This window comes from Streptomyces sp. HUAS MG56, assembly GCF_058673395.1.
Window position 1 is genome coordinate 2,042,097 of record NZ_CM178722.1, and the last position, 26,243, is coordinate 2,068,339.

Below are 26,243 nucleotides of genomic sequence, written 5' to 3' on the forward strand. Positions count from 1 at the left end.
CAGATGGTGTGCCACTGCCCATCGGGTGTCAGGTAGGAATGCGCCACCCCGACCCGGTCACCCCAAGTCGGCGAGAGTCGACGGACGTCAATATGACAGGGGCATTCCCCAGGGTGCCTCGGGCGACCGGGCCGGGTTGCGCGCAAGGACTTGCACAGGCAGGCACCGCAGGCACACGAAGGGATCTGTTTCTCCCATGTACGCAGCATCGTCCTCCGTGTCCGCCCCGCCCCGGCCGCTGCGCTCCCGCCCGGCGGGCGGCGGGCCGTACCTCGACCCGGTGGCGCGTCCGGGCGGACCCGTCCCGGTCGCGGGCCGGCTGCGGCGCGTACCGGGCCAGCCCGGCACGCCACCGCTCAGCGGGAGACTCGACTTGTCCGGTCCCCAGGGGGCCCAGCTGCGCGCCGCCATCGCCTCGGTGCACCGGATCTGCCCGGAGTTCGCTCCGGTGCAGGTGCTGCGGCGCAGCGGGCGGTCCGTCCTGATCGTCGGGACGACCGGGCGCAGTACGGCCGTGGCCAAGTGCCTGCTGGACCGCTCACCCGCCTGGGCCGAGCGGATCCGTCATGAAATAGCCGCATACCGCTCGTTCGTCCGGCACCGGCCCCCGGTCCGTGTGCCCCGGCTGATCGCGGCGGATCCGGACAACTGCACCCTGGTGATCGAGCGGATGCCGGGCCGGGTGGCGGCGCTCCAGCGGCATCCGGTGGAGGCGCCGCCCCGCCCGGACATCCGGGCCGCGCTGGGCGCGATCTGCCGGGTGAACGCCTGGCGGCCCCCCGCGGGTACGTTCGATAAGCCGCTGGAGTACGGCGCCCGGATCGCCCGGTTCCACGAGCTGGGCCTGCTCACCGACCGGGACCTCGGCGACCTCCAGAAGCTGCTGCACGGCATCGCCCACGAGGTCGGCCGGCACGGCATGCTCCAGTTCAACCACGGCGACGCCCTGCTGTCGAACATCCTGCTGTCACCGGCCGGTCCAGTGCTGGTGGACTGGGAGCACGCGGGCTGGTACCTGCCGGGGTACGACCTGGCGACGCTGTGGCTGGTCCTCGGGGACGCGCCGGTGGCCCGGCGGCAGATCAGCCAGATCGCCCAGTCGGCGGGCCCGGCCTCCCGGGACGCCTTCCTGGTGAACCTGATGCTGCTGCTCACCCGGGAGATCCGGACGTACGAGACCGCGGTGCAGCGCTCGATGCAGGACACCGCTCCGGCGGCCCCGGCCCAGCCGGGTGCCGCGCCGTCCGGCGAGGAACAGCGGCTGCTGCTCCGGCGGCTGCACGACGACTGTCAGCTGGCCCGCAAGGCCGTCCGAGCGGCGGTCGGCACTCGCTGACGGGCACGAAGGTCCGCGGTGCGCCAGAGCGGCGGCGCACCGCGGACCTTCGTGCGTCCGGGCGCACCATCCGCCACGGGCCACCACTGGTGTATGCCAGTGACGCCCCGCAGGCCCGTGCCCCGCCGTGGCGAAACTCGCCGAAACCCCCTTGTGGCAGGGGAAATCAGCGGCCCGAATGCATCATTGACGGATCGTCGGCAAGCCGGTACCACTGACCGAGCCCGGCGTCGTACGACCCTGCACGCCCGCCTGTCACAGGAGGCCGCATTGCGAGGTTCCGCCACCGATTCCCTGTCCACTCCCGGCCACAGACATCTACGGCGGGCTGCCGTTCCGCTCGCCTCGGCGGCGCTGCTGCTGCCGCTGCTCGGCGCGGCCCCCGCGCAGAGCACCGCCTCCGGCTCGTCCGCGGACCGGCTTCAGCAGGCCTTCGCCGGCGCCGCGGCCGAGTACCACGTGCCGCAGAGCGTTCTGCTGGCCGTCTCCTACCTCCAGTCCCGCTGGGACTGGCACGGCGGCGCGCCGAGCGTGACCGGCGGCTACGGCCCCATGCACCTGACCGACGCCCGGACCGCGTTGGCCACCACGGAGCACCATGCCGAGGGCGCGGAGGACGCCCGCGGCGACGGATCCCGCCCGGCCGTCCGTCCCGCCGCCAAGGTGCCGGCCGCCTCGCAGGTCCCGGCCCGGCTGAAGACGCTGCCGAAGGCGGCGCAGCTGACGGGCCGGTCCGCCGAGGAGCTGCGCACCGACCCGGCGGCGAACGTGGCCGGCGGGGCCGCGCTGCTCGCCGCCGCGCAGAAGCAGCTCGGCGAACCGCTGAGCACCGACCCGGCCGACTGGTACGCCGCGGTGGCCCGCTTCTCCGGCGCGGACGACACGGCGACCGCGGCGGCGTACGCCAACGACGTGTACGACGTGCTGCGTTCGGGCGAGGAGCGCACCACGGACGACGGCCAGCAGGTCGTGCTGGCGGCCGAGCCGCGGCTGTCCGCCGACACCGCCCAGCTGAAGCGGGCCGGCCTGCGCACGCTGCCCACGGACGGCATCGAGTGCCCGAAGTCGGTGTCCTGCGAGGCGGTCTGGGCGCCGTACGCCCAGTTCGGCAACAACGACTACGGCAACCACGACCTCGGCGACCGGCCGGCGTCGCAGCGCATCCGGTACATCGTCATCCATGACACGGAGGGCACCTGGAACGGGGTGCTGAACCTGATCCAGGACCCGACCTACGTGTCGTGGAACTACACGGTCCGCTCCACCGACGGTCTGATCGCCCAGCATGTGAGGGCGAAGGACGTGGCGTGGCACGCGGGCAACTGGTACATCAACGCCGCCTCGATCGGCATCGAGCACGAAGGTTTCCTCGCCGATCCGGACGCCTGGTACACGGAGGCGATGTACCGCTCCTCGGCCAGGCTGGTGAAGTACCTGGCCCGCACGTACGGCATCCCGCTGGACCGCGAGCACATCCTGGGCCACGAGAACGTGCCCGGCCCGACCACGTCCACCATCCCCGGTATGCACACGGACCCGGGTCCGTACTGGGACTGGCGGCACTACTTCGAACTGCTGGGCCACCCCTTCAAGCGCACGGCGGGCAGGAAGTCGGGCGTGGTGACCATCCTGCCGGAGTACGCCGTGAACCAGCCGGAGTACACGGGCTGCACCACGTCGGGCGAGCCCTGTGCCGCGCACGGCTCCGGCGAGGTGCGGCTGTACGCGGACCACGACACCGGCGCCCCGCTGATCAAGGACATCGGCCTGGGCAAGGACCCGACCATCGATGTCAACGACGTGTCCTCGCGGGTCTCCACCGGCCAGCAGTACGCGGTCGCGGGCCGCTGGGGCGACTGGACGGCGATCTGGTACCTGGGCCAGAAGGCCTGGTTCCGCAACCCGCCGCAGGAGCCCACGGCGGTCCCGGCCAAGGCCCTGCTGGTGACGCCGAAGAACGGGCTCGCAAGCGTCCCGGTGTACGGCCGCGCCTACCCGGAGAAGGAGGCCTATCCGACGGGCGTCCCCGTCCAGTCGGTCGTACCCCTGCCGTACACGATTCCGGCCGGGCAGCGGTACGTGGCCGGTGACGCGGTACCGGGCGAGTACGACTACTCGGTCACCTTCACCACCGACGCGCACCGGGTCGTGGTGGGCAAGGACCTGTACTACGAGATCCAGTACGGCCACCGGGTCGGCTACGTCCGTGCCGCGGACGTCACCCTGGAGGGCTCGGCCGACTAGGGGCCGCGGTGCCTCAGCCCTGCTGGAAAAGCTCCGCCGGGAGCGGCTTCAGCAGGGCGTACAGGTCGTCGGTGATGGGGCGGTCCCAGGCGGCGATGGTCACGAGCACGCCGTCGCTGCGGTCGAACTGGACGCAGGAGATCCGGCTCTCGGAGAGCTTCAGCCGCCGCACGATGAGGAGGTTGTCGCCCTGGAGGACGGGGGTGTCCTCGGTGCCGACGACGGTGACGTCCTCGTCGTTGTCCAGCGCGAGCAGCAGCTGGCCCACCTCGAAGGGGATCTCGTCCTCGGCGACCTCGCGGGCCGGGGAGCCCTCGGGGAGGTTGCCGATGATCATCGCGGGGCCGCGGCCGCCGAAGAGGTCGTAGCGCAGGAAGACACCCTGGCAGGTGCCGTCGGGGGCGGGCAGCAGACCCGCGCCGAGATTGCCCGGCCAGTCGCCCGGGTCCATGGCCAGCACGTCGAAGTCGGGTCCGGCAGGAGTGGCGCTGCGGCGGCGGAGGAACGACATGCGGCCATGGTACGTGTCCGGGCCGCAGGGGGTGACCTGGGCACCGGGTGCCGGCAGGTCCCCCAGGGCGCGATGGCGCGCCTCACTCCTGCGGCGGCCCCGGCGGTACGACCGCGATCGGGCTGGCCGCGTGGAGCAGGACTGCCTGGGTGACCGAGCCCATCATGCGCGCGGGCGCGAGCAGGCGGCGGCGGTGGCGGCCGACCACCACCAGGTCGGCGTCCCTGGAGGCGGCGACGAGGTGGCCGGCCGCGTCGCCGGGCAGCGCCTCGGTGGCGACGCGGACCTCGGGGTGCCGCCCGTGGTGCGGGGCGAGGAAGCCCTCGGCGAGCGTGCGGGTCTCGCCCTCGACGGCGACCTGGTCGATCGCGGGCGGCACCAGCTGTCCGGGCGCGGTCCACGTCTGCACCGGCCACGGGTAGGCGGCGATCACCTGGACGCGGGCCGCGCGCAGGGCGGCCTCGGCGAAGGCGAACGCGAGCGTGCGGTCGTCGGGGCTGTCGACGTGCAGGCCCACGACCACGCGCGGCCCGGGTTCGGCCGGGCCCTCGCCGTGGACCTCCCGGCCGGGGCGGGGCACGACGACCACCGGGCACTCGGAGTCCCGCGCGGCGGCGAGGCCGTTGGAGCCGAGCAGCAGGCTGGCGAAGCCGCCGCGGCCCCGGGAGCCGAGGACCAACAGCTGGGCGTCGGTGCCGAGTTCGGGCAGCACCGCGCCCGGCACGCCTTCCAGGGCGACGTACTCCACGGCGAGGTTCCCGGCGCTGTCCGCGAGCCGGGCGCGGACCTCGTCGAGGACCGGGTCGCCCTCCGTGTCGGGCGGACCGGCGACCAGCACGTCGGCCTGGCCCCAGGCGGCGTACTGCCGTACGTGCACCACCCGCAGCGGTGCCGCGCGGCGCCGGGCGGCGTCGACGGCCCAGTCCAGCGCGCGCAGGCTGTCGTCCGAACCGTCGACCGCGGCGATGACCGGCGCAGTGCTCATCGTTCTCACCTCCGGAACACGACCTTCCCCTTGCTGGGGCCAGCCTGACGCAGGGTCGGCCCCGGCGGGGCGCTGCTGGTCGCGTGTCCGGAAATCCCGCCCGGAATGCCTCCGGGCGCGGCTCAGGTCAGGTCGAACTCCCCTTCGCGCGCGCCGGAGACGAAGGCGCCCCATTCGGCGGGTGTGAAGATCAGGGAGGGGCTCTCCGGGCGACCGCTGTTGCGCATCGCGATGAAGCCCTCGACAAACGCGATCTGGACATCGCCCAGACCCCGGCTGCTGGACTGCCATTCGGCGCTGCTGAGGTCCAGGTCCGGCTTGTCCCAGCCCGCGAGCGGCTGCTGCTGGATGGTGGTCTCGGCCACGTCCGTGCTCCTCCCGGTTCGTCGTCCGCGGCTCAGCCTAGCGACCGGTCCCGACTGCCGACAGGCCACCTGGGAAGGACTTTGGCGGCTCGCCGGCCGGCCGGTCAGGCGTCGGGCGGCTCGGATCCCACCAGCCACATGGAGAAGAACTGCGAACCGCCGCCGTAGGCGTGCCCGAGGACCTTGCGGGCGCCGTCCACCTGGTGTTCCCCGGCCCGGCCGCGTACCTGGAGCGCGGCCTCGGCGAAGCGGATCATGCCGGAGGCGCCGATGGGGTTGGCGGACAGCACGCCGCCCGACATGTTGACGGGCAGGTCGCCGTCGAGTTCGGTCACCCCGGACTCGGTGAGCTTCCAGCCGCCGCCCTCCTCGGCGAAGCCCAGGTTCTCCAGCCACATGGGTTCGTACCAGGAGAACGGCACGTACATCTCGACGGCGTCGATGTCCCGGCGCGGGTCGGCGATGCCGGCCTGCCGGTAGACGTCGGCGGCGCAGTCCCGGCCGGCCCGCGGGGAGACGAAGTCCTTCCCGGCGAACAGGGTGGGTTCGCTGCGCATGGCGCCGCCGAGCAGCCAGGCGGGCGGCCGGGGCGCGCGGGCGGCTCCGGCGCGGTCGGTGAGGACCATGGCGCAGGCGCCGTCGGAGGAGGGGCACGTCTCGGAGTAGCGGATGGGGTCCCACAGCATGGGTGAGGCCAGCACCTTCTCCAGGGTGATGCCGTGCTCGTGGAGGTGGGCGTAGGGGTTCTTCAGGGCGTTGCGCCGGTCCTTGTAGGCGACGAGGGCGCCGATGGTGTCGGGGGCGCCGCTGCGCCGCATGTACGCGCGCACGTGCGGGGCGAAGAAGCCGCCCGCCCCCGCGAGCAGGGGCTGCTGGAAGGGGACGGGCAGGGACAGGCCCCACATGGCGTTGGACTCGGACTGTTTCTCGAAGGCCAGGGTCAGCACGGTGCCGTGGACGCGGGCGGCGACCAGGTTGGCGGCGACCAGTGCCGTCGATCCGCCGACCGAACCGGCCGTGTGCACCCGCAGCATCGGCTTGCCCACGGCGCCCAGCGCGTCGGCGAGGTACAGCTCGGGCATCATCAGGCCCTCGAAGAAGTCGGGTGCCTTGCCGATGACGACGGCGTCGATGTCGGCCCAGGTCAACTCGGCGTCGTCCAGGGCGCGTCGGGCGGCCTCGCGGACGAGTCCCGCGATCGACACGTCCCGGCGGGCGGCCACGTGCCTGGTCTGGCCGATGCCTACGACGGCCACGGGCTCCTTGCTCATCGTGGATCCCCTTCGAGTACGGCGACCAGGTTCTGCTGGAGGCAGGGTCCGGAGGTGGCGTGGGCGAGCGCGCGGTCGGAGTCGCCGCGGTGGACGCGGGCGGCGGCCTCGCCGATGCGGAGGAGTCCCGCGGCCATGACGGGGTTGGCGGCGAGCGCCCCGCCGGAGGGGTTGACGCGCACGTCGTCGCCGAGGCGCAGCGCCCTGCGCAGGATCACTTCCTGGGAGCTGAACGGGGCGTGCAACTCCGCGGTGTCGACGGGCCGTTCGAAGGCGCCCGCCTTTTCGCCGGCGAGCCGCGTGGACGGTGAGTCGGTGAGGTCGCGCACGCCGAGCCCATGGGCCTCGATGCGATGGTCGATGCCCCGGATCCAGGCGGGCCGCGCGCACAGTTCGCGGGCTCGCTCCCCCGCCGCGAGGATCACGGCGGCGGCGCCGTCGCCGACGGGCGGGCAGTCGCCGGTGCGCAACGGCCGTACGACGTAGTCCCCTTGGGGTGTCCGGCCGGTGAGCTGGGCGTGCGGGTTGGCCGCCGCGTCGGCCCGGCTGCGGGCGCCGACGGCCGCGAGGGCGGGCTCGTCGGTGTGGCCGGCGTCCAGGAGTGCCTGGGCCTGGAGGGCGGCCAGGGCGACGGAGTCGGGCCACAGGGGGGCGACGTAGTACGGGTCCAGCTGCCGGGTCAGGACGTCGCGCACGGAGCCGGGTGAGGACTTGCCGTAGGAGTACACGAGCGCGGTGTCGGCGTCACCGGTGAGCAGCTTGGTCCAGGCCTCGTACAGGGCCCAGGCGCCGTCCATCTCGACGTGCGACTCGGAGAGGGGCGGCCAGGCGCCGACGCCGTCCAGGGCCATGGTGAAGGAGAAGGCACGGCCGGCGAGATAGTCGCTGGAGCCGGAGCAGGTGAAGCCGATGTCGGCGGTCCTCAGGCCGGTCCGCGCGAGCACCTCGTGCAGCACCGGCATGAGCATCTCCACCTCGGAGGACTCCTCGGTGGAGCGCCGGTGGTCGGTCTGGGCGAAGGCGACGACGGCGATGTCCCGGCCCGCTCGGGCCTCTTCGCTGGTCACAGCAGCTCCTTGTACGTCTCGTAGTCCGCGTCGGGCTCGCCGGTGGGCCGGTAGTGGTCGGGGTAGCGGGCGCCCTCGGTCCACACCGGCTCGACGCGCAGGCCCATGCGCACCTGGTCGTAGGGGATACCGCCGATCCGGGCGTGCAGGGCGAGGTCGGCGCCGTCGAGGGCGATGTGGGCGTAGACGTAGGGGACCTCGATGTGAAGGTTCCTCGCCTTGATGTTGACGATGCAGAAGGTGGTCACGGTGCCGCGCGGCCCGACCTCGACGTGTTCGTCGGTCGCCATGCCGCAGGTGGGACACGCGCCCCGGGGCGGGACGTACACCTTGCGGCAGGAGGGGCAGCGCTCGCCGACGGTCCGCCGGCCGGACAGGGCGTGGATGTAGTCGGACTGGGCGCGGCCGGGCGCGTACGTGTAGTCGAGGCGGGCGGGAGTGACGATCCCGGTGACCGGGTCGGTGAACTCGCCGGTGCGGCCCGTCGGTTGCCCGGCCTCTCCGGCGTACGGCTCGAAGCAGGCGATGTCGGTGATGGCGCCGGTGCGTTCCTGGGCCCAGCGGATGCGCACCCGCATGCCGGTGCGCACGACGTCGGGGCCGGGGGCGTCGAGGGCGTGCAGGAGGGCGGTGTCGGCGCCGTCGAGCCGGACGAGTACCCAGGCGAAGGGGGTGGCGAGGGGCTGGCCGCGGCGGGGTTCGTGGTTCCACGCCCAGGTGGTGACGGTTCCCGTCGGGGCTACCTCGACAAGGTCACGGATCTCCTCGGCGGTGACCGGGTCGTACTCGACGGGCGGGACGAGGACGCGTGCGTCGGCGGTCCGCACGCCGAGGACGACGCCTTCGCGCAGGCCGGTGAGGAAGGCGCTCTGGACGGGGCCGAGGGAGCGGGTGAAGGGGAACTCGACGACGAGCGGGGCCTTGAGGGCTTCGGGCACGGTGACTCCTCGGGTCAGGCGCGCTTGTAGACGGGGGGCCGCTTCTCGGCGAAGGCGCGGGCGCCTTCCTTCGCGTCGGCGGTGTCGAAGACCGGCCAGCCGCGCGCGAGTTCGGCCGCGAGGCCGTCGGTCTCCGTCAGCTCGGCGGTCTCGTACACCGACGCCTTGACGGCCTCGACGGCGAGCGGGCCGCAGGCGTTGATCCGCTCGGCGATCTCCAGCGCCTTGTCGAGGGCGGTGCCGTCGGGGACGACATGGCCGATCAGGCCGATGTCCGCGGCTTCCCGGGCGGTGTACGGCCGGCCGGTGAGCAGCATCTCCAGGGCGTGGGTGCGCGGGATCTGGCGCTGGAGCCGGACGGTGGAGCCGCCGATCGGGAACAGTCCGCGCCGGACCTCGAACAGGCCGAACGTCGCGGAGGCGCCCGCGACCCGGATGTCGGTGCCCTGGAGGATCTCGGTGCCGCCCGCCACGCAGTACCCCTCGACGGCGGCGATCACCGGTTTGCGCGGGCGGTGATGGCGCAGCATCGCCTTCCAGTGCAGATCGGGGTCGGCCCGCAGCCGGTCGCGGTAGTGCTCGCCGGCCATCCCCTTCCCGGCGAGCGCCTTGAGGTCCATGCCGGCACAGAAGGAGCCGCCGGAGCCGGTGAGCACGATGGAGCGGATGTCGTCGTCCGCGTCGGCCTCGACCCAGCCGTCGTACAGGCCGACGAGCATCGGAAGCGAGAGCGCGTTCCGGGCGTCGGGCCGGTTGAGTGTGAGCACCAGTGTGGCGCCCTCGCGCCGCACGGTGAGGTGTTCCGTCCCGCCCATGGGCCTTCTCCCCTCGGTGAGAACGAGAACAGGTTGCAGTAGGCGGGGAGGCACTTCAAGGGTTTTCTGACAGACAGTCAGATTTATTGGCGCGGACCCTTCACAGTTGCGCCGCCCTTTGCTCTGATGGCCGGCGAAGCGACGGTCAGGAGGAGCGGTGGAGTACAACCTTGCCGATCTGTTCGAGTCGGTCGTCGACGTGGCCGGGGACCGCGAGGCGCTCGTGTACGTCGATCATCCCGGCACCGGCGCGGAGCGCCGGCTGACCTACGCGGAGCTGGACGCGGCCGCCAACCGCATCGCCCATCACCTGATCGACAGCGGGATCCGCCCCGGGGAGCACCTGGGCCTGCACCTCTACAACGGCGTCGAGTACCTCCAGACGGTGCTGGCCTGCCTGAAGGCGCGCGTCGTCCCGGTCAACGTCAACTACCGTTACGTGGAAGAGGAGTTGGCGTACCTCTACCGGGACGCCGACCTCGTCGCGCTGGTCTTCGACGCGGAGTTCGCGGACCGGGTGGCGGGGGCGCTGCCGCGGGCGCCGGGGCTGCGGCATCTGCTGTGCGTGGGAGCGGACGCGTGCGGGGTGCCGGGCGCGCTGCCGTTCACGCGGGCGGAGGCCGCCGGGTCGCCGCGACGCGGCTTTCCGGCACGCTCCGGGGACGACCAGTTCATCATCTACACCGGCGGCACGACCGGGATGCCCAAGGGCGTGATGTGGCGTCAGGAGGACCTGTTCTTCGCGGGGCTGGGCGGCGGGGCGCCGACCGGGGAGCCGGTGAAGGCGCCGGAGGAGCTGGCCGAGCGGGTCGCGGCCGGCGGCACCGGGATCACGTTCTTCCCCACTCCCCCGCTGATGCACGGCACCTCGACGCTGACGGCGTTCATCGGCTTCAACTTCGGCCAACGCGTCGTCGTGCACCGCAAGTTCGTGCCCGAGGAAGTGCTGCGGACGATCGAGCGGGAGAAGGTCACCAGCGTGTCGCTGGTGGGCGACGCGATGCTCCGGCCGCTGATCGACGCGCTCGGCGGCCCGCTGAGGGGCACCGACTGCTCGGCCCTGTTCAGCGTGTCCTCGTCCGGCGCGATCATGTCGGAGACGGTGCGCCGGCAGTTCCGGGAGCTGGTCCCGAACGCCATGCTGCTGAACAACTTCGGCTCCTCCGAGTCCGGCTTCAACGGCACCGCGACGGACGACTCCGGGCCCGAGCGGGGCTTCCGCATCCGGGTCAACTCCCGTACGCAGGTGGTGGATCCGGCCACGCACGAGCCGGTCGCGGTGGGCGAGGTCGGCCGGGTCGCGCAGTGCGGCCATGTACCGCTCGGCTACTACAACGACCCGCGCAAGACGGCCGAGACGTTCTTCGAGAAGGACGGACAGCGCTGGGTGCTGCTCGGCGACATGGCGACGGTCGACGCGGACGGCGTGGTGACCGTGCTCGGCCGGGGCTCGCAGTGCATCAACACCGGGGGTGAGAAGGTCTACCCCGAGGAGGTCGAGCAGGCGCTCAAGGCTCATCCGGACGTGTACGACGCGCTCGTCGCCGGGGTGCCGGACACCACGTGGGGCAACCATGTGGCGGCCGTGGTGCAGCTGCGCACGGGGGCATTGCTCCCCTCCCTGGCCGACATCCAGACCCACTGCCGGGCCCGCCTGGCCGGCTACAAGATCCCTCGCCAGCTGGTGATCACCGACTCCATCCGGCGCTCCCCGAGCGGCAAGGCCGACTACCGCTGGGCACGGGAGGTGGCGGTGGCGGCCGACCGGCCGTGACCCCGGGGTGTCCCGCCCCGCCCGCGACACCAGAGGATTACCCTGTGTGCCCGAACACCGTCATTTGATGACTCATGGTGACATCGGGTCGTAGGAGTTCCGCGCACGGAAGGATCCTGAGGTGCCGCACCCCACGCCTCGTTCCTGGCTCGCGTGGTGCCGTCGGCATCCTCGGATCGGGCAGGGGGTGACCGTCGGCACGACCGTGCTCGCCGCCGTCCTGCTGCTGACCTCGCTCCTCCTGCCGGACCGGCCCGACCTGCTCGCCCCCGCCGCGTTCCTGCGCCTGCCGGCCGAGGCCGTCCTGCTCGCCGCCCTGCTGCTCGTGGTGCCCGGCCGGGCCCGGCGGGCCGGGGCGGTGGCCCTCGGCGTGCTGATCGGGCTGGTCACCCTGCTCAAGTGCCTCGACATCGGCTTCTACTCGGTACTGTTCCGCCCGTTCGACCTGGTGCTGGACTGGGGGCTGCTGGGCAACGCGGCGGACTATCTGCGCGAGACGTCCGGGCGGTCCGGCGAGCTGGCCGCGATCGCCGGTGCCGTGCTGCTCGCGGTCGCGGTCCTCGTCCTGACGACGCGCGCCACCCTGCGGCTGACCACCCTGCTGGCCCGGCACCGCGCCCGGTCGGTCCGCGGGACCCTGGTGCTCGGCACCGCGTGGGTCACCTGCGTCCTGTTCGGCCTGCACAACGCCGGCGAGCCCGTCGCCGCCACACTCGATGCCGACCTCCTCGGCGACCGCGCCCGGCAGGTCCGCACCTCGCTCGCCGACGCCCGGCTCTTCCGCCGCCAGGCCGCCGTCGACGCCTTCGCCCACACCCCGCCGGACCGACTGCTCACAGGCCTGCGCGGCAAGGACGTACTGCTCACCTTCGTCGAGAGCTACGGCCGTTCGGCGATCGAGGACCCGGCGATGGCGCCGCAGATCGACGCGGTCCTCAAGGAGGGCTCGGCGAGCCTGGCGGCGGCCGGCTTCGGTGCGCGCAGCGGCTGGCTGCGCTCGCCGGTGACCGGCGGCGGCAGCTGGCTCGCCCACGCGACCTTTCTGTCCGGCCTGTGGATCAGCAACCAGCAGCGCTTCCGCAGCCTCACCTCCAGCGACCGCACCACCCTCACCGGCTCCTTCCGCAGGGCCGGTGCCTGGCGCACGGTCGGCATCGTGCCGGGTGTGCTGACGGCCTGGCCGGAGGGCCGGTTCTTCGGCCTGGACCATGTCTACGACGGCCGTCATCTCGCGTACCACGGCCCGGACTTCGGCTGGTCGCAGGTGCCGGACCAGTTCGCCCTGGAGTCCTTCCGGCGCGCGGAGCTCGGCAGGCGGGGCCGCCGCCCGCTCATGGCGGAGATCATCCTCACCTCCAGCCACTACCCCTGGGCTCCCGTCCCGCGGCTGGTCGACTGGGAGAACCTGGGTGACGGCTCGGTCTTCCGGCCGGTCAGGCGTGCGGGCCGGTCCGAGGAGGAGGTCTGGCGGACCCCGGAGAGCGTGCGCACCGCATACCGCACCTCGATCGCGTACGCGCTGCGCAGCCTCGTCCAGTTCCTCCGCCGCTACGGCGACGAGAACACCGTCCTGGTCTTCCTCGGCGACCACCAGCCCGTGCCGACGGTCACCGGGAACAGCCCCCGCAAGGACGTGCCGGTCACGATCGTCGCCCGCGATCCCAAGGTGCTGGACCGGATCTCCGGCTGGGGCTGGACGCAGGGGCTGAAGCCCGCCACGAACGCCCCCGTCTGGCCCATGGACGGCTTCCGCGACCGCTTCCTGACCGCGTACGGGCCCCGGCCTACCGGCCGAGGAACTCCTCCAGCACGGCCAGGAACTCCTCCGGCCGGGTCTCATGGACCAGGTGCCCCGCGTCGAGGGTGACGAGCCGGGCGTCCGGGATCAGGCCGGCGAGCTGTGCCACCTGCTCCTGCGGGAGGTGGCTGCTGGGGCCGCCCGCGATGACCAGCGTGGGCATGGTGATCCGGCCCATGCGGTCCCGCCACACGGGATCGGGTGCGTTGCGCTGCTCGTCGGTGGCCCGCACCATCACCCAGTCGAACGGCAGCTCCCCCTCGGGCCGCGGGGTGGGCGGCCTGGGCGGGTCGAGCGGCACCGGTGCGCAGACGTCCTCCAGCACCAGGCGTCGTACGACTCCGGGGTGGCGCTGCGCCAGCAACAACGCGACGTGACCGCCCAGCGAGTGGCCCACCACGTCCGCGCGCCCGGCACCGAGGGCGGCCAGCAGGGCCCGCACGTCGTCGGACATCGCCTCCCAGGTGTACTGCCCCGGCCAGTCGCTGCGTCCGTGGCCGCGCAGGTCCGGGGCGTACACGCGGCGCGGAGCCGGAGGTGCCGCGAGGCGTTCGGCGACGGGCGTCCAGTCGGCGCCGTCCGCGCCGCGGCAGTGCAGCAGCAGGAGGGGCGGGGCCTCGGGCGGACCCCAGGTCCGGCAGGCCAGGGTGATGCCGTTCGCCTCGACGGTGAGCAGGTCGGCGGTGGGCAGTTCGGCGGTGGGCAGCTCCGTGGGCTGCGGCTCGGCGGGGTACGGCTCTGCGGTGTCCACGCCCGGCACGCTAGCCGGGCGGCCAGGTCCCGGGCCGCCTACTCTGCCGAGGGCAGAGCGGAGCCCACGGGCCCGTCGAGGAAGGCGAGCAGCCGGCCCGCGAACCACTCCGGATCGTCCAGCCAGGGGTAGTGACCGGCGCCGGGCTGGACGCTGAACTCGGCCTTCGGGAAGGCCTCGGCGGCCCGGCGGGCGAGGTCGGGACGGGGGCCGCCGTCGAGTTCCCCGGCGAGCACGAGGACCGGTGCGGTCAGGCGGGCGAGGGCGGCCCGGGTCACGTCGGGGGTGAAGGCGCCGGCGCCGAAGTACCGCTCACCCGCCTCGTCGTTGGTCTGCTCCGACTCGGCGTCCGTGTGCGCCTGGGCGGCGTCGTCCCAGCGGCCGTAGAAGAACGGCAGGAACACGTCGTCGAAGTCCGCCTCGCCCGCCAGCCATGCCCGGAACGCGGGGAAAGCCTGCGCGAACCACGGCTCGGCCGCGCGCAGCCGGGCCATGGCCAGCCGGTCCTCGGGCGTCGTCCGCAGGCCGAGCACGGACGGGTTGGGGGTGATCAGCAGCAGCCGTCCGACCCGGTGCGGGTGACGGGCCGCGTAGAGCGTCGCCAGGGCGGCGCCCGCCGAGTGCGCGAGCAGATCCATGCGCTCCAGGCCCAGGTGGGCGCGCCATGCCTCCACGTCCTCGACCATGCGGTCGCAGCGGTACGTCGCCGGGTCCGCCGGGGCAGCCGAGTCCCCGGTACCGCGCAGGTCGAGCAGGGCGAGCCGGCGGTGTGCGGTCAGCCCGCCGAGGTCACCGAGGTAGGCGGAGGCGCGCATGGGGCCACCGGGCAGGACGACGAGGGGCTCGCCCGCGCCCCGCAGGTGGTAGGCGAGCCGGGTGCCATCGGTCGCCGTGAAAGTCGGCATGGGCACGATCATTTCGGTCCGCGGCAGCGGGGGCAACAACTTTCCGCGGAAAGTCCTCGCACCCCTTGCCTCGGAGCGCATGACCTGAATTACTGACCCCGAACAGGTCGACCGAACGATCGGTCGCCCGGAATGTACGGTCGGCAAGGGAGACGTCCCGATGACGAATGCGACGGATCTGCTCGACGCGGGCGAACGGCTCGGGCTCGACGAGCTGCGAGCACTTCAGCTGGAGCGGCTGCGCGCCTCGCTGCGGCACGCCTACGACCATGTGCCGTTCTACCGGGAGTCCTTCGACAAGGCCGGCGTACACCCCGAGGACTGCCGCTCGCTCGCGGACCTCGCCCGCTTCCCGTTCACGACCAAGGCCGACCTCAGGGAGCACTACCCGTACGGCATGTTCGCCGTGCCCAGGGAGCGGATCCGCCGACTGCACGCGTCCAGCGGCACCACCGGGCTGCCCACGGTGGTCGGCTACACGGACGACGACCTCTCCATGTGGGCCGACATGGTGGCACGCTCGCTGCGCGCCGCAGGCGCGCGGCCCGGCGACATCGTGCACGTGGCCTACGGCTACGGGCTCTTCACCGGCGGCCTGGGCGCCCACTACGGCGCGGAGCGCCTCGGCTGTACGGTCGTACCGGCCTCCGGCGGGATGACGGCCCGGCAGGTGCAGCTCATCCGGGACCTGAAACCGGCCGTGATCATGGTGACCCCGTCCTACATGCTGACACTGCTGGACGAGTTCGAGCGGCAGGGCGTGGACCCGCGCACCACCTCGCTGCGCGTCGGCGTCTTCGGGGCCGAGCCCTGGACCGAGCAGATGCGGCGCGAGATCGAGGAACGCTTCGCGATCGACGCCGTCGACATCTACGGGCTCTCGGAGGTGATCGGCCCCGGCGTGGCGCAGGAGTGCGTGGAGACCAAGGACGGGCTGACCGTGTGGGAGGACCACTTCTATCCGGAGGTGGTCGACCCGATCACGGGCGAGGTGCTGCCGGACGGGGAGCGGGGCGAGCTGGTGTTCACCTCGCTGACGAAGGAGGCCATGCCGATCGTCCGGTACCGGACCCGGGACCTGACCCGGCTGCTGCCCGGCACGGCGCGGGTCTTCCGGCGGATGGAGAAGGTCACCGGGCGCAGCGACGACATGGTGATCCTGCGCGGGGTGAACCTGTTCCCGACCCAGATCGAGGAGATCGTGCTCCGCACGCCGGGGGTGGCGCCCCACTTCCAGCTCCGGCTGACCCGGGAGGGCCGCCTGGACCGGCTGACCGTCCGCGCCGAGGCCCGCCCGGACGCACCGGCGCATTCCCGGGAGACGGCGGCCCGGTCCATCGCCCTGGCCGTGAAGGACGGCATCGGGGTGTCGGTCGACGTGGAGATCGTGGATCCGGAGTCGCTGGAGCGGTCGGTGGGCAAGATCCGCCGGATCGTGGACCTGCGGTCGCGGGACGCGGGGTGACCGGCCTCGGCTTCGGCTTCGGCTTCGGCTTCGGTCAGGGGGCAGTCATATCGACGTACCTCGAAACGTCGGCATCTCCCTATACTCCGGAGCCATGACGGACACGGACACGGACACCGCCCCCACCCCGGACCCGGACCTGGTCAACGCGCTGCGGGCGCTGTCCAACCCGATGCGGCTGCAGATGCTGCGCTGGCTGCGCGAGCCCGAGCGGCACTTCCCGATGGACCGGGCCATCGCCGACCCGGCCGAGGTGGGCGTGTGCGTGAGCCACATCCAGGAGAAGGCCGGGCTGGCCCAGTCGACGGTGTCGGCCTACATGGCCGAGCTCCAGCGGGCGGGCCTGGTCCGGGCCACCCGGGTGGGCAAGTGGACCCACTACAAGCGGGACGAGCGGCGCATCGCCGACCTGGTCAGCGAGCTCGGCCGCGCTCTCTAGCCGAGGGCGCACGTCGGACCCCGGGCACCAGCAGGCGCGCCCGCTTGCGCTTCATATCGAGAATCTGCGATATTTCGATTAATCGATCGCGTCTCATCGACATCACGCCTCATCGATCGCATCGGGCACGGTCGCCATCGGGCACGAACACATCGGCCGACACACGGGGAGCGAGACACATGACGGGACGGCACGGCCTGGATCTCGGCACGTTCGGGATCTACACCTTCGACTTCGAGCACCAGCCGGCCGCCGGGATCCGGGACGCGGTCCAGGAGCTGGAGGACCTGGGCTGGCCGGCGCTGTGGGTGCCCGAGCTGCTCGGCCGGGAGGCGCTCACCCACGCCGGCTTCCTGCTGGCGTCCAGCCGCCGGCTGAGCGTGGTCAACGGCATCGCCCAGATCTGGCCCCGCCGCGCCCGCTCGACGTACGGCGCCGCGCTGCTGCTCGCCGACGCCTACCCGGGCCGGCACGTGCTCGGCCTGGGCTTCGGCGGCGAGCCCCGGCCCGGGGTGAAGCCGCTCGCGGCCATGGCCGAATACCTGGACCGGCTGGACGAGTCGGCCACCGCTGACCCGGCCGCGCTCCCCAACCCGCGCCCCGCCGCCCCGCTGCGGCGCCTCCTGGCCGCATACGGCCCCAAGATGCTGGAGCTGGCCCGCGACCGCGCCGACGGCGCCCAGACCTACCACGTGAACGTGGCCCACACGGCGCAGGCGCGGGAGATCCTCGGACCGGACGCCTTCCTCGCCGTCGAGCACGCGGTCCTCTTCGAGACCGACCCGGCCCGAGCCCGCGCCGCCGCCCGCGCACATCTGCGCGGCTACCTCGAAACCCCGTACAACATCGCCAAGTTCCGCCGCCTCGGCTACACCGACGACGACCTCTCCGCCGGCGGCAGCGACCGCTTCGTGGACGACCTGGTGTTCTGGGGCGACTCGGACACGATCACCCGCAAGCTGCACGCCCATGTGACGGCGGGCGCCGACCATGTCGCCGTCCAGGTGATCGGCGTCCAACCGGGCGAGTCGGCCCTGCCCCACTGGCGGCTGCTGGCCGAGGCGCTGCTGCCGGCGCAGCCCCGGGCGCACACCGGTGTCAGCGGCTGAAGCGGTCTCGCAGTTCGCGCTTGAGGATCTTGCCGCTGGCGTTGCGGGGCAGTTCGGACACGAACACGATGCGCTTGGGGGCCTTGAAGGGGGTGAGTTTCTCCTTCACATGGGTGATGAGCTGATCCTCCGTCACCTCGCCGCGCGGGACGACGACGGCGGTGACGGCCTCGATCCAGCGGTCGTCCGGGAGGCCGATCACCGCGGTCTCGGCGACGGCCTCATGCGTGTAGAGGGCGTCCTCGACCTGGCGTGAAGCCACCAGCACCCCACCGGAGTTGATGACGTCCTTCACCCGGTCCACGATCGTGAAGTAGCCGTCGGCGTCACGGACCGCGAGGTCGCCCGAGTGGAACCAGCCGTCGCGGAAGGCCTCGGCGGTCTCGTCGGGCTTGTCCCAGTATCCCTCGCACAGCTGCGGGGAGCGGTAGACGATCTCGCCGGGGGTGCCGTCGGGCACGTCCTCGCCCCGGTCGTCCACCACCCGCGCGTCCACGAAGAGCACGGTGCGGCCGCAGGAGTCCAGGCGGCCCTCGTGCTCGTCGGGGGCGAGCACCGTGGCCAGCGGGCCGATCTCGCTCTGCCCGAAGCAGTTGTAGAAGGCCAGCCCCGGCAGGCGTGCGCGCAGGCGCTCCAGCACCGGGACGGGCATGATCGAGGCACCGTAGTAGGCCTTGCGCAGCCCGTCGAGGTCACGGGTGGCGAAGTCGGACCGGCCGGCGAGCGCGATCCACACCGTGGGCGGCGCGAACAGGCTGTCCGCGCGGCCCGCTTCGATCAGGTCGAACAGGCGGTCCCCGTCCGGGGAGTTCAGGATGACGTTGGTCGCGCCGACCGCCAGGTAGGGCAGCAGGAACACGTGCATCTGCGCCGAGTGGTACAGGGGGAGCGCGTGCACCGGACGGTCGCCCGCGCTCAGGTCGAGGGCGGCGATGGCGCTCAGGTACTCGTGCACGAGCGCCCGGTGGGTCATCATCGCACCCTTGGGCAGGGCCGTCGTGCCGGAGGTGTACAGCAGTTGCACCAGGTCCTCGGTGCGGGGTTCCGGGCCGTCGTACGGCGGTGCCTGCGCCTGGCGGGCCAGCAGCGAGTCCTCGGCGTCCCGCAGCGGCAACAGCCGTACGCCGTCGGGGAGTCGGTCCGCCAGGTCCGGGTCGGTGAGCACCAGGGTGCTGCCGGACTGGGTGAGGAGATACGCCAGGTCGTCGCCGGTGAGGTTCTGGTTGACCGGCACATGGACCAGGCCGGCCCGGGCGCAGGCGAGGAAGGCGATCAGATAGGCGTCGGAGTTGTGGCCGTAGGCGGCGACCCGGTCGCCGGGCGCGAGTCCCTGCGCGCGCAGTACCGAGGCCGCGCGGGAGACGGCGTCGTCCAGTTCCTCGTACGTCCACCGTCGCTCGCCGTACTCCAGCGCGAGGCGCGCCGGGGTGCGCCGGGCGCTGCGCCGCAGCACCCCGTCAACCGTGCTGCCGTGTCCCTGCGTCATGACTCATGATCCTCGGTCCGTCACCGGGGCAGGTCAAGCACCGGGGGCACGCGCCCTCCGGTGGGCTCAACAGCTCCTTCCCTCAATGATGTTGGGAGGCACCATTGCGCAGCCACCTGAGACGACTGGCCGTCGCCGCCGTCGCCCTGTTCACCGCCTCGTCCGCACTGCCGGCCGCCGCGGCCGCGCGGCCGGGCCACCAGGAACACCCCGCGCACGGCGGGCTGTCCGCCGTCATCCGCTACACCGAGTACGGCATTCCGCACATCGTCGCCGGGAACTACGCGGACCTCGGCTTCGGCACCGGCTGGGCGCAGGCCGCCGACCAGGTGTGCACCCTGGCCGACGGCTTCGTGACCGTACGCGGCGAACGCTCCCGCTTCTTCGGCCCGGACGCGACGACCGACAGGTCGCTGTCGTCGGCCTCCGGCAACCTGTCCAGCGACCTGTACTTCCGCGGGGTGCACCAGGCAGGCACCGTACGGAAGTTGATGGCCACACCGGCGCCGCTCGGCCCGAGCGAGGACGTGCGGGACCTGATGCGGGGCTTCGCCGCCGGTTACGACGCCTGGCTGCGGCAGAACCGGATCACCGATCCGGCGTGCCGGGGCGCCGCCTGGGTGCGGCCGGTCACGACGCTGGACGTGGCCGCCCGCTTCTACGCCATCGCCGTGCTCGGCGGCCAGGGCGGCGCCGTGGACGACATCACCGGCGCGCAGCCGCCCGCGGGCGCCACCGCCCACGCGCGCGGGGCCGACGCCCAGGCACTGGTCAAGGCCGTGCGGGCCCGGACCGCCGACGCGGACATGGGCTCGAACGCGGTCGCCTTCAGCGGTGCCACGACCGCGAACGGCCGCGGCCTGCTGCTGGGCAACCCGCACTACCCGTGGCAGGGCGGACGCCGGTTCTGGCAGGCACAGCAGACCATCCCGGGCGAACTGAACGTCGCCGGCGCCTCGCTGCTCGGCTCGCCGACCATCTCCATCGGCTACAACGCGTACGTGGCGTGGAGCCACACCGTGTCCACCGGTGTCCCGTACAACCTGACCCGGCTGACCCTGGACCCGTCCGACCCCACCGTCTACCGGGTGGACGGCAGACCGGAGCGGATGACCCGGCGGACCGTGACGGTGCCCGTCGAGCACGGCGCCCCGGTCACCCGGACCCAGTGGTGGACGCGCTACGGCCCGGTCGTCGCCGACAGCGGGAACGGCGGGCCAGCGCTGCCGTGGACCACCACGACGGCCTACGCGCTCAGCGACCCGAACGCCGCGAACATGCGGTTCGCGGACACCTCCCTCGACTTCGGCAGGGCGCGCTCGACGGCGGACGTCCTCGCCTCCCTCGACCGGCACCAGGGCCTGCCGTGGGTCAACACCATCGCCGCGGACTCCTCGGGCCACAGCCTCTACACCCAGTCGCAGGTGCTGCCCCGGATCACCGACGACCTGGTGGCCCGCTGCTCCACCGACCTCGGCAAGGTCACCTACCCGCAGGCGGGTCTCGCGGTGCTCGACGGCTCGCGCGGCGCCTGTGCGCCCCGCAGTGACCCCGACTCCGTCCAGCCCGGCATCTTCGGGCCCGCCCGCATGCCCACGCTCAAGGACGCCCCGTACGCCGAGAACTCCAACAACAGCGCCTGGCTGGCGAACGCCGACCGGCCGCTGACGGGGTACGAGCGGATCTTCGGCGACGTCGGGACCGCGCGCTCGCTGCGCACCCGCGGCGCGATCGAGCAGGTGGCGGCGCTCGCGCAGCGGGGCGGGCTGACCGTCCGTGACCTCCAGGACCAGGAGTTCACGAACCGGGCGCCCGCGGGAGAACTGGCCGCGGGTGACGCGTCCCGGGCCTGTGCCGCGCTGCCCGGCGGCACCGCGACGGCCAGCGACGGCACGAAGGTCGACGTCGGTGCGGCCTGTCCGGTGCTCGGCGCCTGGGACCGGACCATGAGCACCGGCAGCCGGGGCGCCCTGCTCTTCGACCGGTTCTGGCGCAAGCTGACGGCCGCGGTGCCGGCCGAGCGGCTGTGGAGGGTGCCGTTCTCGGCGGCGGACCCGGTGCGCACCCCGAACACCCTGGACACCGCCGCGCCCGCCTTCGCCACGGCGCTCGCGGACACGGTGCGGGAGCTGCGGACGGCGGGCATCGCCCTCGACGCCCCGCTCGGGGAGCACCAGTTCGTGGTGCGCGGCGGCGAGCGCATCCCCGTGCCCGGCGGCTCGGAGCGGCTCGGCGTGTGGAACAAGGTCGAGGGGGCGTGGAACGCGGCGCAGGGCGGCTACACGGAGGTGACGACGGGCTCCAGCCACATCCAGGCCGTCGGCTGGGACGGCAGCGGGTGCCCGGTGGCCCGTACGCTGCTGACGTACTCCCAGTCCTCGAATCCGAACTCGTCCCACTTCAGCGACCAGACCCGGCTGTTCTCCGGTGAGAAGTGGGTGACGGCCCGGTTCTGCGAGCGGGACGTGCTGTCCTCGCCCGCGCTCCGGGTGGTCCGCGTGAGCGAACACTGACCGTGCGGTCCCGCTCGGGAACGTCTCCGGGCGGGACCGCACCGCTGTCACACCGGGCGGGTGCGGCCCTCCCAGTACGGATCCCGCAGTCGCCGCTTGTAGAGCTTGCCGTTGGGGTCGCGGGGCATCTCGGCGATGAAGTCGACGCTCTTGGGCCGCTTGTAGCCGGCGAGCCGCTCGGCGCAGTGGTCGAGGAGGGCGGCGGCGAGCGCCGGGCCGGGCTCGTGGCCCGGGGCCGGTTCGACGACGGCCTTGACCTCCTCGCCCCAGTCGTCGTGCGGGATGCCGAAGGCGGCGGCGTCGGCGACGGCCGGGTGGGCAAGGAGCACGGACTCGATCTCGGCCGGGTAGATGTTGACCCCACCGGAAATGATCATGTCGATCTTGCGGTCGCGGAGGAAGAGGTAGCCGTCCTCGTCGAGGACACCCAGGTCTCCCACCGTGAAGAAGTCACCGATGCGGTTCTTGCGGGTCTTGGCCTCGTCCTTGTGGTAGGCGAAGCCGCCGGTGCTCATCTTCATGTAGACGGTGCCGAGTTGACCGGGCGGCAGCCGCTTGCCGTCGTCGTCGAAGACCGCGAGTTCGCTGATCGGCCAGGCCTTGCCGACCGTGCCGGGCTTCTTCAGCCAGTCCTCGGCGGTGGCGAAGGCACCCCCGCCCTCGCTGGCGGCGTAGTACTCCTCCACGCAGTGCCCCCACCAGTCGATCATGGCTCGCTTGACGTGGTCGGGGCAGGGCGCGGCGCCGTGGATGGCGTGCCGCATGGACGAGACGTCGTAGCGGGCCTTCACCTCGTCCGGGAGGGCCAGCAGCCGGTGGAACTGGGTCGGGACCATGTGCGTGTGCGTGCACCGGTGGGCATCGATGACGCGGAGCATCTCCTGCGGAGTCCACTTGTCCATCAGGACCAGCCGGTGGCCGATGTGCAGCGACGCGCCCGCGAACTGGAGGACGGCCGTGTGGTACAGCGGCGAGCAGACGAGATGGACGTTGTCGTCGAACGGCCGGATGCCGAATATGCCGAGGAATCCGCCCAGGTAGGCCTCCTCGGGGGCCTTGCCGGACAGCGGGCGGCGGATGCCGCGCGGGCGTCCCGTCGTACCGGAGGTGTAGTTCATGACCCAGCCGAGCTCGCGGCCGGCGGGCGCCGACTCCGGCTGCCCGTCCAGGAGCCCGGCGTACGGCCGGAAGCCCTCGATCGCGCCGACCGCGTACCGGTGGGTCGGCGCCAGGCCCGCCTCGTCGGCGGCGGCGCGTGCCGCGTCGGCGAACCGCTCGTGGGCGATGAGCACCTTCGCCCCGGAGTCGGCGACGATCCAGGCGATCTCGGGGCCGACGAGGTGGTGGTTGACCGGGACCAGATAGAGGCCGGCCTGGGTGGCGGCCAGGTGGGCGGTGAAGAACTCGACGCCGTTGGGCAGGACGACGGCGAAGGCGTCGCCGCGCTCCAGGCCGGCCGCGCGCAGGCCGTGGACGAGCCGGTTGGCCGCGGCGTGCAGACGTCCGGCGGTCCACTCCTCGCCGTCGGGTGCGATCAGGGCCGTGCGGCCGGGGTCGTGCGTGGCCTGGGCCCAGAATCCGGCGGGGGGTGTGCTGGATCCCGCGGGGGGTGTGCCGGTCACCGGCCGCTCCTTCCGGCGATGCGGTTGATGCGGTCCACGGCCCGCTCGAAGCCGCGGGTGAGGTCGTCGAAGACGGCCTGGACGCTGCGTTCGCTGTTCATCCGGCCCACGATCTGGCCGACGGGCGTGCCGAGCAGCGGTTCGACCTCGTACTTCTGGATCCGGGAGACCGCCTCGGCCACCAGCAGCCCCTGGAGCGGCATGGGCAGGGTGCCGGGGCCGGCCGGGTCGTCCCAGGCGTCGGTCCACTCGGTGCGCAGCTGCCGCGCGGGCTTGCCCGTCAGGGCACGGGAGCGGACGGTGTCCCCGGACCCGGCGGCGAGCAGTTTGCGGGTCAGCGCGGGCGCGTGCAGATCGGCTTCCGTGGTGGTCAGCCAGACGGAGCCCAGCCATACGCCCTGGGCGCCGAGCGCGAGGGCGGCCGCCACCTGCTGTCCGCTGCCGATGCCGCCGGCGGCCAGGACGGGCAGCGGGTCGACGGCGTCTACGATCTCGGGGGTGAGCACCATCGTGGCGATCTCCCCCGTGTGGCCGCCGGCCTCGTATCCCTGGGCGACGACGACGTCGATGCCCGCCTCCTGGTGCTTGCGGGCGTGCCGGGCGCTGCCGGCGAGCGCGGCGACCAGGACGTCCCGGTCGTGGGCGCGGGCGACGACGTCGGCGGGCGGGGAGCCCAGGGCGTTGGCGAGCAGTCTGATCGGATAGTCGAAGGCGACGTCGAGCTGGGTGCGGGCGACCTGCTCCATCCAGCCGGTGATGCGCCACCCGGAGGCCTCGCCCTCGGCCAGCTCCGGCACCCCGTGCCCCGCGAGGGTGTCCCGCACGAACTGCCGGTGTCCCTCGGGGATCATCGCCTCGACGTCTGCCTCGGAGACGCCCTCCACCTTCTTCGCGGGCATCACCACGTCCAGCCCGTACGGCCGGTCGCCGACGTGTGCCTCGATCCAGTCGAGGTCGCGTTTGAGGTCGTCGGGGGCGGTGTAGCGAACCGCGCCGAGCACGCCGAAGCCGCCGGCCCGGCTGATGGCCGCGGCGACGGCAGGGAACGGCGTGAAGCCGAAGACGGCGTGCTCGACTCCCAGTCTCTTGCTCAGCTCCGTCTGCATGGGCGCAGGATGCCGCAGCCGACGTGCCGACGGAAGAGCTTTCTGACGTTCCGTCAGATTCTTTTCACTGCCGGACGGTCACGGGGTGGTGGCCTCCAGCACCGCCATGGCCGCGTTGTGCCCCGGCACCCCGCTCACCCCTCCCCCGCGCACCGCGCCCGCGCCGCACAGCAGGACGTTCGCGTGCCCGGTCTCCACGCCCCACCGTCCCGTGCCCTCCTGGGTGTAGGGCCAGGACAGGGCGCGGTGGAAGATGTTGCCGCCGGGCAGCCCGAGGTCCCGTTCCAGGTCGAGCGGGGTCTTCGCCTCGATGCAGGGGCGGCCGTCGGCGTCGGTGGCCAGGCAGTCGGCCAACGGCTCGGCGAGGTGGGCGTCGAGCTGGGCGAGGGTGGACTTCAGCAGTTCCTCGCGTACGGCGTCGTTGTCCCGGTCGAAGAGCCGGGCCGGGGTGTGCAGGCCGAACAGGGTGAGCGTCTGGTAGCCGCGCTCGGCGAGTTCGGGACCGAGGATCGAGGGGTCGGTCAGCGAGTGGCAGTAGATCTCCGAGGGCGGCGCGTCGGGGAGTTCACCGGCGGCTGCCTGGTCGTGGGCGGTGGCGAGCTGCCGGTAGCCCTCGGCGACGTGGAAGGTGCCGGCGAACGCCTCGCGCGGGTCGGTGTCCGGGTCGCGCAGCTTCGGCAGCCGGGTGAGCAGCATGTTGACCTTGAGCTGGGCGCCCTCGGCGGGATCGGGTGCCAAGTCCCCTGTGAGCGTGGCCAGTTCCTGCGGGGAGGCGTTCACGAGGACGTGCCGGGCGGCGGCGACTCCCTCGCCGTCGGCGGTGCGGTAGGCGACCTCGGCGCGCTCACCGTCGGTGGCGATGCGCACCGCCTCGTGCCCGGTGCGCAGTTCGGCGCCCGCCGAGCGGGCCGCCGCGGCCAGCGCGTCGGTGAGGGCGCCCATGCCACCGACGGGCACGTCCCAGGCGCCGGTGCCGCCGCCGATGACGTGGTAGAGGAAACAGCGGTTCTGCACGAGGGACGGGTCGTGGGCGTCGGCGAAGGTGCCGATGAGGGCGTCGGTGAGGACCACGCCCCGCACCAGGTCGTCGGCGAAGTTCTCCTCGACGGCGACACCGATTGGCTCCTCGAACAGCGCGCGCCAGGCGGTCTCGTCGTCGACGCGTCGGCGCAGTTCGTCCCGGGTGGGCAGGGGCTCGGTGAGGGTCGGGAAGACGCGCTCGGCGACGCGGGCGGTCCTGCCGTAGAAGCGCTGCCAGGCCGCGTACTCGCGCTCGCCGCCGGTCAGCCGGGCGAAGGCCGCCCGGGTGCGCTCCTCGCCCCCGCCGACGAGGAGTCCGGTCGGCCGGCCGTCCCGTTCGGCGGGGGTGTACGAGGAGATGGTGCGCGAGCGTACCCGGAAGTCGAGGCCGAGATCGCGCACGATCTTCTGCGGCAGCAGGCTGACCAGGTAGGAGTAGCGCGACAGCCGGGCGTCGACGCCGGTGAAGGCACGGGTGGACACGGCGGCACCGCCGGTGTGTCCCAGCCGCTCCAGCACCAGGACGGAGCGGCCCGCCCGGGCCAGGTAGGCGGCGGCGACCAGGCCGTTGTGTCCGCCGCCGACGATGACGGCGTCGTAGCTGCGGGTTCCCTCGGTGGCAGGCATGGTCCTTCGTAACACGTACTGATCCACGGCGACCAGAGGCACGCTCCGGCCGAGGTCAGGCCCGGCTGACGCGGCCGCACCGGGGCCGGGCACGGC

At 72.8% G+C, this 26,243-nt stretch carries 21 protein-coding genes; 8 read left to right on the forward strand and 13 right to left on the reverse strand.

Annotation, left to right across the window (positions count from 1 at the left end):
- Positions 1–196: 196 nt before the first annotated feature.
- Both AC4OXY_RS09915 and AC4OXY_RS09920 read left to right on the forward strand, forming a co-directional pair.
- Positions 197–1,336 carry an aminoglycoside phosphotransferase family protein gene (locus AC4OXY_RS09915; RefSeq protein ID WP_356032325.1) on the forward strand — a complete coding sequence of 380 codons (1,140 nt, stop codon included), beginning with the start codon at positions 197–199 and terminating at the stop codon, positions 1,334–1,336.
- Positions 1,337–1,606: 270 nt separating this feature from the next.
- Positions 1,607–3,580: an N-acetylmuramoyl-L-alanine amidase gene (locus tag AC4OXY_RS09920; protein WP_362820908.1), complete on the forward strand. Its 1,974-nt coding sequence runs from the start codon at positions 1,607–1,609 to the stop codon at positions 3,578–3,580.
- 13 nt (positions 3,581–3,593) lie between these two features.
- On the opposite strand, the gene AC4OXY_RS09925 is transcribed toward AC4OXY_RS09920, so the two are convergent.
- The 7 genes from AC4OXY_RS09925 to AC4OXY_RS09955 form a co-directional block, all read right to left on the reverse strand.
- Positions 3,594–4,091 carry a hypothetical protein gene (locus AC4OXY_RS09925; RefSeq protein ID WP_356031951.1) on the reverse strand — a complete coding sequence of 166 codons (498 nt, stop codon included), beginning with the start codon at positions 4,089–4,091 and terminating at the stop codon, positions 3,594–3,596.
- An 82-nt stretch (positions 4,092–4,173) separates the two neighbouring features.
- A complete protein-coding gene (locus AC4OXY_RS09930) occupies positions 4,174–5,076 on the reverse strand; it encodes a universal stress protein (protein ID WP_362820909.1) in 903 nt (300 codons plus the stop codon).
- 122 nt (positions 5,077–5,198) lie between these two features.
- Complete coding sequence (locus tag AC4OXY_RS09935; RefSeq protein ID WP_071385297.1) at positions 5,199–5,441, reverse strand: DUF397 domain-containing protein; 243 nt, start codon at positions 5,439–5,441, stop codon at positions 5,199–5,201.
- Positions 5,442–5,545: 104 nt separating this feature from the next.
- Positions 5,546–6,712, reverse strand: coding sequence for a thiolase family protein (locus AC4OXY_RS09940; RefSeq protein WP_362820910.1), 1,167 nt, complete (start codon positions 6,710–6,712; stop codon positions 5,546–5,548).
- Entirely contained in the window at positions 6,709–7,779 is a 1,071-nt protein-coding gene (locus AC4OXY_RS09945; protein WP_356031962.1) for a thiolase family protein, read from the reverse strand. Before AC4OXY_RS09945 ends, AC4OXY_RS09940 begins: the two co-directional genes overlap by 4 nt.
- Positions 7,776–8,717 (reverse strand): Zn-ribbon domain-containing OB-fold protein, encoded by a 942-nt coding sequence (locus tag AC4OXY_RS09950; RefSeq protein ID WP_491993705.1) that lies wholly within the window; start codon positions 8,715–8,717, stop codon positions 7,776–7,778. The genes AC4OXY_RS09945 and AC4OXY_RS09950 overlap by 4 nt, the downstream gene beginning before the upstream one ends.
- 14 nt (positions 8,718–8,731) lie before the next feature.
- The gene (locus AC4OXY_RS09955; RefSeq protein WP_491993706.1) at positions 8,732–9,532 is read right to left on the reverse strand and encodes a crotonase/enoyl-CoA hydratase family protein; all 801 of its coding nucleotides are present in this window, start codon (positions 9,530–9,532) and stop codon (positions 8,732–8,734) included.
- Between the two features lie 157 nt (positions 9,533–9,689).
- Between AC4OXY_RS09955 and AC4OXY_RS09960 the strand changes: the two genes are divergently transcribed.
- Together AC4OXY_RS09960 and AC4OXY_RS09965 are read left to right on the forward strand one after the other, a co-directional pair.
- On the forward strand, positions 9,690–11,306 hold the full coding sequence (locus AC4OXY_RS09960) for an acyl-CoA synthetase (RefSeq protein ID WP_491993707.1): 1,617 nt from the start codon (positions 9,690–9,692) through the stop codon (positions 11,304–11,306).
- Between the two features lie 187 nt (positions 11,307–11,493).
- Entirely contained in the window at positions 11,494–13,173 is a 1,680-nt protein-coding gene (locus AC4OXY_RS09965; RefSeq protein ID WP_491993708.1) for an alkaline phosphatase family protein, read from the forward strand.
- Here AC4OXY_RS09965 and AC4OXY_RS09970 read toward each other — a convergent pair.
- Together AC4OXY_RS09970 and AC4OXY_RS09975 are read right to left on the reverse strand one after the other, a co-directional pair.
- Positions 13,091–13,810, reverse strand: coding sequence for an alpha/beta fold hydrolase (locus tag AC4OXY_RS09970; protein WP_491994806.1), 720 nt, complete (start codon positions 13,808–13,810; stop codon positions 13,091–13,093). The two genes, AC4OXY_RS09965 and AC4OXY_RS09970, sit on opposite strands and share 83 nt — an antisense overlap.
- A gap of 83 nt (positions 13,811–13,893) precedes the next feature.
- Positions 13,894–14,760, reverse strand: a complete 867-nt coding sequence (locus AC4OXY_RS09975; protein WP_491993709.1) for an alpha/beta fold hydrolase — start codon at positions 14,758–14,760, stop codon at positions 13,894–13,896.
- Positions 14,761–14,920: 160 nt separating this feature from the next.
- On the opposite strand from AC4OXY_RS09975, the gene paaK reads away from it, so the two are divergent.
- The 3 genes from paaK (at position 14,921) to AC4OXY_RS09990 (ending at position 17,773) form a co-directional block, all read left to right on the forward strand.
- Positions 14,921–16,225, forward strand: a complete 1,305-nt coding sequence (gene paaK / locus AC4OXY_RS09980) for a phenylacetate--CoA ligase PaaK (protein ID WP_356031979.1) — start codon at positions 14,921–14,923, stop codon at positions 16,223–16,225.
- A 94-nt stretch (positions 16,226–16,319) separates the two neighbouring features.
- Positions 16,320–16,664 carry an ArsR/SmtB family transcription factor gene (locus tag AC4OXY_RS09985; RefSeq protein WP_356031981.1) on the forward strand — a complete coding sequence of 115 codons (345 nt, stop codon included), beginning with the start codon at positions 16,320–16,322 and terminating at the stop codon, positions 16,662–16,664.
- Between the two features lie 179 nt (positions 16,665–16,843).
- Positions 16,844–17,773, forward strand: a complete 930-nt coding sequence (locus AC4OXY_RS09990; protein WP_402067438.1) for a TIGR03620 family F420-dependent LLM class oxidoreductase — start codon at positions 16,844–16,846, stop codon at positions 17,771–17,773.
- Here the strand turns inward: AC4OXY_RS09990 and AC4OXY_RS09995 are convergent.
- Entirely contained in the window at positions 17,763–19,259 is a 1,497-nt protein-coding gene (locus tag AC4OXY_RS09995; protein ID WP_402067436.1) for an acyl-CoA synthetase, read from the reverse strand. The genes AC4OXY_RS09990 and AC4OXY_RS09995 overlap by 11 nt on opposite strands.
- Before the next feature lie 104 nt (positions 19,260–19,363).
- Between AC4OXY_RS09995 and AC4OXY_RS10000 the strand changes: the two genes are divergently transcribed.
- Positions 19,364–21,772, forward strand: coding sequence for a penicillin acylase family protein (locus tag AC4OXY_RS10000; RefSeq protein WP_491993710.1), 2,409 nt, complete (start codon positions 19,364–19,366; stop codon positions 21,770–21,772).
- A gap of 47 nt (positions 21,773–21,819) precedes the next feature.
- Here the strand turns inward: AC4OXY_RS10000 and AC4OXY_RS10005 are convergent, their stop codons facing one another.
- From AC4OXY_RS10005 to AC4OXY_RS10015, 3 genes are all read right to left on the reverse strand, one after another.
- Positions 21,820–23,394, reverse strand: coding sequence for an acyl-CoA synthetase (locus AC4OXY_RS10005; RefSeq protein WP_362822950.1), 1,575 nt, complete (start codon positions 23,392–23,394; stop codon positions 21,820–21,822).
- The gene (locus tag AC4OXY_RS10010) at positions 23,391–24,500 is read right to left on the reverse strand and encodes an NAD(P)H-dependent flavin oxidoreductase (protein WP_376295212.1); all 1,110 of its coding nucleotides are present in this window, start codon (positions 24,498–24,500) and stop codon (positions 23,391–23,393) included. The genes AC4OXY_RS10005 and AC4OXY_RS10010 overlap by 4 nt, the downstream gene beginning before the upstream one ends.
- Before the next feature lie 78 nt (positions 24,501–24,578).
- Positions 24,579–26,147, reverse strand: coding sequence for a phytoene desaturase family protein (locus AC4OXY_RS10015; protein WP_491993711.1), 1,569 nt, complete (start codon positions 26,145–26,147; stop codon positions 24,579–24,581).
- Positions 26,148–26,243 lie beyond the last annotated feature (96 nt).

Bases quoted from the DNA above. Each gene is read 5' to 3' on its own strand.
- AC4OXY_RS09915 (WP_356032325.1), top strand. From the start codon at position 197: ATGTACGCAGCATCGTCCTCCGTGTCCGCCCCGCCCCGGCCGCTGCGC.
- AC4OXY_RS09925 (WP_356031951.1), bottom strand. From the start codon at position 4,091: ATGTCGTTCCTCCGCCGCCGCAGCGCCACTCCTGCCGGACCCGACTTC.
- AC4OXY_RS09930 (WP_362820909.1), bottom strand. From the start codon at position 5,076: ATGAGCACTGCGCCGGTCATCGCCGCGGTCGACGGTTCGGACGACAGC.
- AC4OXY_RS09940 (WP_362820910.1), bottom strand. From the start codon at position 6,712: ATGAGCAAGGAGCCCGTGGCCGTCGTAGGCATCGGCCAGACCAGGCAC.
- AC4OXY_RS09955 (WP_491993706.1), bottom strand. From the start codon at position 9,532: ATGGGCGGGACGGAACACCTCACCGTGCGGCGCGAGGGCGCCACACTG.
- AC4OXY_RS09975 (WP_491993709.1), bottom strand. From the start codon at position 14,760: ATGCCGACTTTCACGGCGACCGATGGCACCCGGCTCGCCTACCACCTG.
- paaK (WP_356031979.1), top strand. From the start codon at position 14,921: ATGACGAATGCGACGGATCTGCTCGACGCGGGCGAACGGCTCGGGCTC.
- AC4OXY_RS09985 (WP_356031981.1), top strand. From the start codon at position 16,320: ATGACGGACACGGACACGGACACCGCCCCCACCCCGGACCCGGACCTG.
- AC4OXY_RS09990 (WP_402067438.1), top strand. From the start codon at position 16,844: ATGACGGGACGGCACGGCCTGGATCTCGGCACGTTCGGGATCTACACC.
- AC4OXY_RS09995 (WP_402067436.1), bottom strand. From the start codon at position 19,259: ATGACGCAGGGACACGGCAGCACGGTTGACGGGGTGCTGCGGCGCAGC.
- AC4OXY_RS10010 (WP_376295212.1), bottom strand. From the start codon at position 24,500: ATGCAGACGGAGCTGAGCAAGAGACTGGGAGTCGAGCACGCCGTCTTC.
- AC4OXY_RS10015 (WP_491993711.1), bottom strand. From the start codon at position 26,147: ATGCCTGCCACCGAGGGAACCCGCAGCTACGACGCCGTCATCGTCGGC.